This is a genomic window from Saccharibacillus qingshengii (assembly GCF_013185195.1).
Classification (GTDB): domain Bacteria; phylum Bacillota; class Bacilli; order Paenibacillales; family Paenibacillaceae; genus Saccharibacillus; species Saccharibacillus qingshengii.
The window spans coordinates 301,130-311,296 of the sequence record NZ_JAAZWC010000003.1 but is presented as its reverse complement, the minus strand read 5'-3'; the positions used below and the strand labels follow the sequence as shown (position 1 = coordinate 311,296).

Below are 10,167 nucleotides of genomic sequence, written 5' to 3'. Positions count from 1 at the left end.
CGCAAATGTCTAGGCTGGAAGTCTACACACGAATCGTTTCAGGACGAAGTGTTGCACTTGGATTGACAATCCGTCTTAAATTTAACAATTTACATGGGGTGTCACTGTAACAAAAATCACAAACTTGAAGATACGAGGGAGAATCGACGACAAAAAGCGGGATCTCCCTAAGGAGAACCCGCTTGCTAACCTACTTATTCTCAACACTCAGCTTTCTTCCGACAATTCCATTTCTTCCATATACCGATCGATAAGTCCCTGTTTGAGCTTCCAGGCCTTTTCGCTGATGTTGACCCGATAAATCTCCGGATTCAACTTGCGCAGATACTGCGGCCAAAACTGATTCAGTTGGGAAACGTGATACTCGCGAATCTCGTCCAGCGAAGGCAGCTCGTACACAAGACGGCCTTCTTCAAAGACCGGTACCAGCATTGCTTGGGCATCGTAATCTTTGATATGACGGCGAATATAGGTATGCAGCGGATTAAACAGCTTCAACTGCTTGCCTTCGCGCGGTTCGTTTTCGTCCGTGAAACAGATATAATCCGCTACCGCTTTGCCGGTTGACCGGTCAATGATCCGATAGACGTCTTTTTTGCCCGGTGTAGTGACTTTCTCCGGATTGGCGGAAATTTTGATCGTTGGCTGCATCGTTCCGTCGACTTCGCGTTCAACCAATTTGTACACGCCGCCAAGCGAAGGCTGATCGTGCGCCGTAATGAGCTGTGTGCCAACGCCCCAGACATCGATACGGGCATCCTGCGTTTTCAGCTCGGTAATCGTATTTTCGTCAAGGTCGTTCGAAGCGACGATCTTGACGTAATCCAGACCTGCTTCGTCCAGCATCTTACGGGCTTCGATCGACAGATAAGCCAGGTCACCGCTGTCCAACCGGATCGAGTTCAATCGCTTGCCGCGTTCTTCCAGCTTTTTGGCCGTACGGATCGCGTTAGGAACACCGCTTCTGAGCGTATCGAACGTATCGACGAGCAGCGTCGAACCGTCCGGCAGCACTTCGGCGTATTTATCGAAAGCTTCCTGTTCGCTCGTGAAACTCTGCACCCAGGAATGCGCGTGTGTGCCTTTGGTCGGAATGCCGAAGCGTTTGCCCGCCATCATGTTCGAAGTGGCATGGAAACCCGATACATAGGCGGCCCGTGCGCCCCAGACTGCCGCATCCGCTTCCTGTGCCCGCCGTGTTCCGAATTCAAGCAGCGTATCGCCGTCGGCCGCTTGTTTGATTCGGGCCGCTTTGGTTGCGATCAGCGTCTGGAAGTTCATAAAGTTGAGCAGAGCGGTCTCGATCAGTTGAGCTTCAAAAATTGTGCCTTCTACGCGCACCAGCGGCTCATTCGGAAATACGAGTGCCCCTTCGCGCATGGAATGGATATTTCCGGAGAAACGGAACGTCCGCAGCTCATCCAGAAAACGGGGATCGTAATTCTCTTCCTGTTCCGACAAATAACGAAGGTCGTCTTCATGGAACCGAAGATTCGATACGTAATCCACAATCCGCTCCAACCCGGCAAATACCGCATACCCGTTGCCGAACGGCAGTGTACGAAAATAAGCTTCGAAAACCGCTTTATGCTTGGCCGTTCCGTTCATCCAATGCGCGTACATCATATTGATCTGATACTTGTCCGTATGTAAAGCCATTCCAAACGTTTCCATACCGTCTCCTCCTTCAATCCGCGTCCGCACAGAGGCCGCGTCCCAAATCTTGTTCGCTTTGAGGCGCGGTGCCTGTACCTTTGTCGATCCTTCCGCTGCATCAAAATCGTGGCTTTTATTCAGCCGGTTACGACTTGGGCACCGAGACTGTTTTTGAAATGCTCCAGAGCCCATACATGTCCCGCCGCATTGAAGCTTGCGACAGCATCTTCATGTACAATGATCTCAAACCCCAGGTTATAGGCATCGACCGCCGTATGCAGCACACAAATATCCGTGCATACCCCGATCAAATGAACTTCCTTTATCCCCCGGGTTCGGAGTCGAAGCTCCAGGTCGGTACCCGCGAACGCACTGTATCTCGTCTTATCCATCCAGTAGATCGACGACTCATGAACGGTATAAAGATCTTTCAACCTGCCGTACAATTCGCGCCCTGCCGTGCCGCAGATATTGTGGGGCGGGAACAAAGCCGTCTCCGGATGATAAGGATCATCTGCTTCATGCAGGTCGACAGCCATCACCGTATAATCGCCGGCCGACACAAATTTTTCGGTGAGTTCGACCATTCGCTGTTCGATCGCGATTGCGGGCTCTCCTACCGGAAGGCTGCCGTCTACAAAGTCGTTTGTGTAATCGATGACGATAAGGGCTCTCATCGCAACTCCTCCTTGTCGTTTAGCGAATCAGGAATAGATCGACAGTCTCGGCACATTATCCAAAAAGCGGTACAGTTGAGCCGGCCGCTGCGAATATTGATTCGAGCTGACCGGAGCCCCGCTTTCGTCGCGAACTTCTTCAAGAATGCCTTTGCGGCTGCGGGTCGAGGTGATTTTGCGGATAAAGTTCGGCTCTTCGAAATCCGGCACTACCGCTTTGATCACTTGGTACAATTCGCTAAGCGTAAATTCCTGCGGCAAAAACTTGCGTGCGATCGTCGTATGCAGCATTTTCTCCTGGATTCTCCGATAAGCATCCGCAATAATGTCCCGATGATCGAAGCCCAGATCTAGTTCGTCCAGCGCTTCTTCGATCGTGAACAACCCCACTTCTTCGGCATCGTCCGCGGCCTGGCGTTTCTCCAGCACTTCCTCTTCCACAAGGGCGAAGAAAGCGTGCGAGATAATCCAACCTCTCGGGTCGCGCCCGGGATTGCTGTACACGCTGAGATATTCCAGATGGCGTCCGACTACGCCGGTTTCTTCCTTCAATTCGCGCATTGCCGTTTCATACAACGATTCGTCGTCGCGGGAGAACCCTCCCGGAAGAGCCCACTTGCCTGCATAAGGCCAAGCCCGGCGCCGGATCAGCATGACGCGGAGCTCCCGAAGCGGAAGCGTCTTGGTCACGGTCTTGCGCTCGCGCTTGGTCAGCGTGAACATGACAATGTCTGCCGGCGCACCATCGGGCGTCCGATATTTCTTGGCATCGTAATGGACTTGTTCATTCGGTTGATTTGGTCCGTTCTGTTCGTTCATCAGCATCACCATCGCAGCATTTGATAAAATCGGTTTACTCAAGTTTCAAATATGATATTATCATTATGACACACTCGATTTATTTGTCAACCCCGCTCCTTCGAATTGTTCGAAGGTCCAGTCCCATCTGATACAAGTCGACAGGTTCCCCTTCGATGATCAGCGCTCCCCGCATGATGCCTTCGAGTTTGAAACCGATTGAACGATACAGCCGGTAAGCACGCTGATTCGGGGCCTGAACGGTCAGCTCGGCCCGAAGAATATGACGGCGTCCCGCCCAATCGAACAATTCTTCGAACAATCGCCTGCCCAGTCCCTGGCCGGTATACGATTCCAGAATTCCGATAACTACGTAGACCGTATGCTGATTGCGCCTGACTTTGCCGCCCGTAGCTTCCAGATATCCGACGACTTCCCCTTCGTTCTCGGCCACAAGCATCAGCGAATTCGAGCTGCGCAGCAGCGAGCGAATCTGTTCGAGCTGATCGCCTTCGGTCATTCTTCGTTCACCCGGTTCATACAGCATCGAAGTCGTTTCGCGGTCGAGCTGCTTTTTCATGGCCAGCAGCTTCCGGCTGTCTTTGAGTTCGACTCTCCGAACCTGGGTCTGCAGCCCGCTCTGTATGCCGTGGACGACTGACGGAGAGCCTGCGCTTCCCTCCAGTGCCTCGAGCATCAGCCGGTCGACCCGCGGCATCCCTTCCGTCTGCTCCCCGCGCGGCCAGCAGCCGACGTAGTAATCCGGCTCCACCGAGGCAATCCGAAATCCGCAACGTTGATAAGCTTGCAGCAGTGCCGTCTCCCAGTTTCCCGTGTAGGCCGTCAAACGGCGGACACCGGACCTGCGCAGTTCCCCGCATACTTTTTGGAGCAGGCGTACAAAACGGGCGTCGGATCCGTTATCCCAATGTACGGATGCCGCATTCATGATTTCCGCTTCTTCGGCTCCCACCCTCAAAAAACCTACGGCGGCGGTGACGGTATCTTCTTCGCCCGCCGTCCACCACTGCGCTTCATGCAGATACGTTTCAATCCGCCATTCCAGCGGATCGCCGCATTTCAACAGTTCTTTGTCCAATCGGTCCGGCTGCGGTTCATATGCAATTTTCTCATGATCTTCTGCTTGATTCCTGTCCATACGGCCGCTCCTCTGCGATCGTCGTTGTTGACTTCCAAAAACAAAAAAACGCGGAAGGTAATCTTCCGCGTCTGTTCGGCCCTTAAACGGGTCAGCCGCAGGAAGAAGGCGGGCTGTCGGCTCCTTTTTCCACAGCGATCTTCTCGGATACCGTGGAGTGAATAGCCGAGATAATCATTTGCAGCAGACCGTTGATTTCGACCTGTCCTTCCTGATAATCGCCGACGATCGGAATTCCATCAAGCTCTTCCTGCAGCTCGCCGAGTTCTGCTTCGATCAGAGCCGCCATTTTGGCATTCTTCATCGCTTCGAACGCGACAACTTCTTTCTGCTTCTTTTTAATCGTCGTAATCAAGGTTTGAATCCGTTCGTGTCCCTGAATTTGGCGTTCCGCCTGTTGAAAAATCCGTACTTCTTCGCTGGAAGTTAACATCCCCGCAAGTTCGCGGGTCTTGACTTGAATATCGCTGCGGTTCCAAAGCCCTGCCGGAGCACCGGCTTCCGCATATTGGGCCGGGAATTCCGCCTCTTCTTGCCGTGGATCGTTCATCTTCTCGTGCCTCCCTGCTCAATTTACACTGCCTGTTGTCCGATGTACTCTATATGGCTAGGCCCGTTTTGCCTTCGCTGCCGCGGCCCGGTTCATTGTGTCTTGTTGATCCGTACCCATCTATAATTTTTGTCGGGTACGATAGAAAATTATAACATACCGCACCCTTTCGTTCCATTCGTTTTCCCCGCCGCCTCTTTTTTCGCTTTGTTCTTTTTTGCAGCCTCTGTCTGATTTCTGCGGTATACTTAACAAGCAAACCAAAAGCCGATTCGAATACAGACCCGGATCCGGCCGATATACAGGAGGAACTTTGTTGAACAAGAAACGCTTGCCCCTTACTCTGACCGCCGCTTTGATCAGTGCTGCGATCCTGCTGCCGGTCGCGCCGCATACGGCTTCGGCTGCCGCTTCCGACGCTTCCGTCATTGCCTTCATTACCGCTTCCCTGGAACAAAAAAAGCCTACATTCGTCCTCAATATGAGCCTCAGCCAGTTTGCACGCGTAAACCGCCTGCTGGACAGCGCGGCAGTCAAATCCGGGCCGTACACGCGTTATACGCTTGATCGGATCCAGACACGGGCCAAGATTAACGGTTCCAAAGCTTCGGTTACGTTTTCCGCCTTGTATCTGGAGAGCAAGCAGCAGGCCGATTATGTAATTGCCCAAGCCAAAGCGACGCTGAAGACGTTGATAAAACCGGGCATGAGCCAGGACGAGAAAGTCAAAGTCATTCATGATTATATCGTGACGCGCCTGGCCTACGACGAATCCCTGACCCGCTATTCGGCTTACGAAGGTCTGACGCAAGGTACGACGGTCTGCCAAGGCTACACGCTGCTCGGCTACCGGATGCTGACATTGGCCGGGATCGAAACGCGTATTGTCGAAGGCGATGCCGACGGCATCAGCCACGTTTGGAACAAGATTAAACTGGATGGACGCTGGTACAATCTCGATATGACCTGGGACGACCCGACACCCGACCAAAAAAACGAAGTTTCCTATACCTATTATCTGGTAAACGATAAAACGCTGGATCGCAATCACAATTGGAAGAAAACCAATGTTCCGGCTGCCGTCTCCGACTACCGCTCCCTGCTTGCCAAAAAAGCGGAAACGAGCAGTCAGCACCGCAACCTGCTGGATGCGATTGGAGGCGAAATGACGACGACTACGGCTTCGCTGCAAACCAAGGTACTTGCGGCGATCGACAATCAAACAGCCCAGTTGGAAGTGATGCACGACTTCGGTTCTTTGTCACCCAAAAGCCAGCTGGATCGGATTATGAAAGCCTGCCTCGACACTCCGGTCAGTGAAGTGAATTTTGCTTATAAAGTCGCCAGCAACGGCACGGCGATTATCCGGTTTTCTTTCACGTACTGATTCGATCCTTCTTTTTAAACACAAAAAAGGACTGCCTTGGGCAGTCCTTTTGTTATTCGAAACCGAAAGGTTCTTAGTCAATGATTTCGGCCGTGTCGCCGGTCTTCGCCAATACGGCATTGGCTTCGTCCGTATCGATATGCATATCGAGTGCGAACGAATCGGACACGCGCGCAAGTACATTTTCGAATACAACGCCGCGAGCGCCGCCAAAACGGACTTTCAGCATTTGTTTGTCTTGAATACCCCATTTTTCCGCGTCGGAAGTATGGAAATGAATATGACGGGCCGCGACGATAACGCCTTCTTCGATCTGCACTTCGCCGGCCGGTCCTTTGATTGTAATTCCCGGTGTTCCGTCAATGCTGCCGGATTCGCGAACAGGAGCCTTCACGCCAAGCGCGAACGAGTCGGTTTGCGAAATTTCCAGCTGGGTAGCCGGGCGGGCAGGTCCGAGAATACGGACTTTCGGGAATGTGCCTTTGGAGCCGACCACTTCAACCGTTTCGTTGCATGCAAATTGGCCAGGTTGGGACAGAGCTTTCATTTCGGTCAGCTGATATCCTTGTCCAAACAATTTTTCTACGTGTTCTTGCGAGAGATGGATGTGACGTGCGGACACGCCGACAGGTACGATTTTACTCATTTGCGAGTCACTCCTCTTGTTTTATCTCTGATTTGGGTTAGCCCTCGATCCTCGGTGGGCATCATAAAAATACCCGTGCAGCCCTTATTATACACCTTTTGCCGCAAAAGAAAAAGGACTGCCCCTGCAGGCAACCGTTCAACTACGCAAAAAAGGGATGTCCTCCATCCGCAGACGGAACAAACATCCCTTTCGCTAAAGCTTTACAAGCGTGTTGGACTTACCTTGGCTCCACAATCAACTTGATCGCTGTCCGCTCTTCGCCATCGATGATCACGTCGGTAAAAGCCGGAATACAGATCAGATCGACTCCTCCCGGTGCAACAAACCCTCGGGCAATAGCCACTGCTTTAACCGCCTGATTGATCGCCCCCGCCCCAATCGCCTGAAGTTCGGCGGCTCCTTGCTCGCGCAGTACGCCTGCAAGCGCACCGGCAACGGAGTTGGGATTGGACTTGGCAGAAACCTTTAATACATCCATGAGCAGGTACCTCCTCTGGAAGAAGTGATAAACAGTTGTACGGGACTTAGTGATGGCGAAGCAGCGGAGACGGCTTGAATGTCTACTCCGTATGAACTATTCGCGATACTTCCGTAAAATCCTTCTTTTTCGAGACATACCGACAAAATATTCCGGATATTTTAAAAGTAAACTGCGTTATTCCATCCGGAATTCATCTTCCATCTGACGAATTTTCTCAATCTTGCGGGCTTGTCCGGTTTCTTCGTCGATATCGACGTAAACGCCGTGGAAATGCCATTTGCCTTCTTCATCAACATTAAAGCGTGAAGGCAGCTGCGTCTTGAAGCGATAGAGTACACCATCCTGCTTCATGCCGAGTATGCCGTCGCGAGGACCGACCATGCCGGCATCCGTCAAGTAAGCCGTACCGCCCGGCAGGATCCGGTCGTCATTGCTCTGAACATGGGTATGCGTGCCGACGACAAGCGAGGCTCGTCCATCAAGATGCCAGCCCATCGCGATTTTCTCCGAAGTGGCTTCCGCATGAAAATCGACCAGAATACATTTATGCTTTTGACGAAGTTCATCCACGATATCATCCGAAGCCCGAAACGGGCAGTCGATTGCCGGCAGGAAGGTGCGCCCTTGCAGATTGACAATCGCAAGTTCTTTGCCATTGGCTTTGATCACCGTGTAGCCGCGGCCCGGTGTTCCCGGCGGGAAATTCGCCGGACGAATCAGCCGGGGCTCGTCGTCGATAAATTCAAAAATTTCTTTGTTATCCCATGTATGGTTGCCCATCGTGATCCCATGTACGCCCAATTCAAAGAGCTGTCTGACGATGGCGTGCGTAATCCCGCGGCCCGACGCTGCATTTTCTCCATTGGCGATAATGATATGCGGGTTATATTTGGATTTCAGGTAAGGCAGCATTTCCTTGACCGCACGGCGGCCCGGACTTCCGACAATGTCTCCGATAAAAATCAATTTCATACATTTCTTCCTCTCTACTTCATACACGCTTCATGCGGGCAAGAAGAAACGGCTGCTCCGTCCCGTGAAGGAAAAGCAGCCGTTGTTCTCGTATTCGTAACTCTCCGGAATTTCGCCCGGATTACTTGGCGTATTCGACCGCACGTGTTTCCCGAATGACCGTGACCTTGATATGTCCCGGATAATCGAGCTCGTTTTCGATCTTCTTCGTGATATCGCGCGCCAGCTTGAAGCTTTCGGCATCGCCGATTCGATCCGGCTGCACCATGACACGCACTTCGCGTCCCGCCTGGATAGCAAAAGACTTCTCGACTCCTTCGAAAGACTCGGAAATCTCTTCCAGCTTTTCGAGTCTGCGAATATACGTCTCAAGCGTCTCGCGCCGTGCTCCCGGTCTTGCCGCGGACAAAGCATCCGCTGCGCCGACCAGCATGGCAATGATCGAAGTCGCTTCGGTATCGCCATGGTGCGACGCGATACTGTTGATAACGACCGGATGTTCTTTGTACTTCTTCGCCAGTTCCACGCCGATTTCAACGTGAGAACCTTCGACTTCGTGATCAAGCGCTTTGCCGATGTCATGCAGCAGTCCGGCCCGTCTTGCGAGCGTAACGTCCTGCCCCAGCTCTCCTGCCATCAGACCGGACAGGTAAGCCACTTCCATCGAGTGCTTGAGTACATTCTGTCCATAACTCGTACGGAAACGCAGACGACCCAGGATCTTGATCAGATCCGGATGCAAACCGTGGGCGCCTACTTCGAAAGTAGCCTGCTCCCCGTATTCGCGGATACGCTCGTCCACTTCCTTACGCGACTTCTCGACCATTTCCTCGATCCGGGCCGGATGGATCCGACCGTCGGCAACGAGTTTTTCGAGAGCGGTACGCGCAATTTCGCGGCGAATCGGATCGAATCCCGACAGAATAACCGCTTCCGGTGTATCGTCGATAATCAGATCGATCCCTGTCAGTGTTTCCAAAGCACGAATGTTACGTCCTTCGCGGCCGATAATGCGGCCTTTCATTTCCTCGTTAGGCAGAGATACGACGGAGACCGTCGTCTCGGCTACGTGGTCGGCGGCGCAGCGCTGGATCGAGAGAGAGATAATCTCCCGGGCTTTGCGGTCCGCTTCTTCTTTGGCTTGCGCCTCGATGTCTTTCATCATTTGTGCAGCTTCGTGGCGGGTTTCCTGCTCCACACTGCTCAAAATGATGGCTCTTGCGTCATCGGTCGTCAAGTTGGAGATCCGTTCCAACTCGGCCAACTGCTGCGCGAGCGTTTTTTCAATTTGCTGTTTGGTCTCTTCGGTGCGTTTCTCTTTGTTCGCCACCTGTTCTTCTTTACGTTCAAGCGATTCCAATTTTTTATCCAGCGACTCTTCTTTCTGCAACAATCGTCTCTCTAGTCGTTGATTTTCATTCCGACGTTCACGAATGTCTTTTTCAGCTTCGGTTCGGATCCGGTGGACTTCGTCCTTGGCTTCCAAAACCGTTTCTTTTTTCAGTGCTTCCGCATCTTTTTTCGCGTTTTCCACGATTTGTTCAGCGGCCTGCTCGGCACTGGAAATTTTAGCTTCAGCAAGAGATTTGCGAATAAAATATCCGATCACGAACCCAAAGAATAATGCGGCTACAACGAGAATCGCGACCCAGAAAATGTTGTCCATTTCTGCTCACCTCCTCGTTGATTCCTCCAAGGTATTCCTCGGGATAAAGCAATTGGTTTCCATACCCTCATTCGTCCATTCAAGGCCCGGCCTGCAGGCCGTTCCCATAAGGCAAGACGGCGTAAATAAGCCGCTGCCGATCCCGATTTTCAACCATCGGGGGAGAGTCAAT

General features: G+C 52.4%; 10 protein-coding genes. 1 reads left to right on the top strand and 9 read right to left on the bottom strand.

Going from position 1 to position 10,167, the window contains the following annotated elements; genetic code table 11:
* Positions 1-207 precede the first annotated feature (207 nt).
* The 5 genes from HRQ60_RS04910 to HRQ60_RS04890 form a co-directional block, all read right to left on the bottom strand.
* A complete protein-coding gene (locus HRQ60_RS04910) occupies positions 208-1,674 on the bottom strand; it encodes a nicotinate phosphoribosyltransferase (RefSeq protein ID WP_172194514.1) in 1,467 nt (488 codons plus the stop codon).
* Positions 1,675-1,793: 119 nt separating this feature from the next.
* Positions 1,794-2,333, bottom strand: coding sequence for a cysteine hydrolase family protein (locus HRQ60_RS04905; RefSeq protein WP_172194513.1), 540 nt, complete (start codon positions 2,331-2,333; stop codon positions 1,794-1,796).
* 27 nt (positions 2,334-2,360) lie between these two features.
* Positions 2,361-3,152: an NUDIX hydrolase gene (locus tag HRQ60_RS04900; RefSeq protein ID WP_172194512.1), complete on the bottom strand. Its 792-nt coding sequence runs from the start codon at positions 3,150-3,152 to the stop codon at positions 2,361-2,363.
* 79 nt (positions 3,153-3,231) lie between these two features.
* On the bottom strand, positions 3,232-4,290 hold the full coding sequence (locus HRQ60_RS23570) for a GNAT family N-acetyltransferase (RefSeq protein WP_246281110.1): 1,059 nt from the start codon (positions 4,288-4,290) through the stop codon (positions 3,232-3,234).
* Between the two features lie 91 nt (positions 4,291-4,381).
* Positions 4,382-4,840 (bottom strand): YlbF/YmcA family competence regulator, encoded by a 459-nt coding sequence (locus tag HRQ60_RS04890; protein WP_172194511.1) that lies wholly within the window; start codon positions 4,838-4,840, stop codon positions 4,382-4,384.
* Positions 4,841-5,156: 316 nt separating this feature from the next.
* Here HRQ60_RS04890 and HRQ60_RS04885 point away from each other — a divergent pair, with 316 nt between their 5' ends.
* Positions 5,157-6,227 (top strand): transglutaminase domain-containing protein, encoded by a 1,071-nt coding sequence (locus tag HRQ60_RS04885; protein ID WP_172194510.1) that lies wholly within the window; start codon positions 5,157-5,159, stop codon positions 6,225-6,227.
* A gap of 73 nt (positions 6,228-6,300) precedes the next feature.
* Here the strand turns inward: HRQ60_RS04885 and pduL are convergent, their stop codons facing one another.
* The 4 genes from pduL to rny all read right to left on the bottom strand — a co-directional run bounded on the left by pduL (position 6,301) and on the right by rny (position 9,995).
* A complete protein-coding gene (gene pduL, locus HRQ60_RS04880; protein ID WP_172194509.1) occupies positions 6,301-6,873 on the bottom strand; it encodes a phosphate propanoyltransferase in 573 nt (190 codons plus the stop codon).
* 220 nt (positions 6,874-7,093) lie between these two features.
* A complete protein-coding gene (locus tag HRQ60_RS04875) occupies positions 7,094-7,354 on the bottom strand; it encodes a stage V sporulation protein S (RefSeq protein ID WP_141449461.1) in 261 nt (86 codons plus the stop codon).
* A 177-nt stretch (positions 7,355-7,531) separates the two neighbouring features.
* Positions 7,532-8,329, bottom strand: coding sequence for a TIGR00282 family metallophosphoesterase (locus HRQ60_RS04870; protein ID WP_172194508.1), 798 nt, complete (start codon positions 8,327-8,329; stop codon positions 7,532-7,534).
* Positions 8,330-8,450: 121 nt separating this feature from the next.
* Entirely contained in the window at positions 8,451-9,995 is a 1,545-nt protein-coding gene (gene rny / locus HRQ60_RS04865) for a ribonuclease Y (protein WP_172194507.1), read from the bottom strand.
* Between the last annotated feature and the right edge of the window lie 172 nt (positions 9,996-10,167).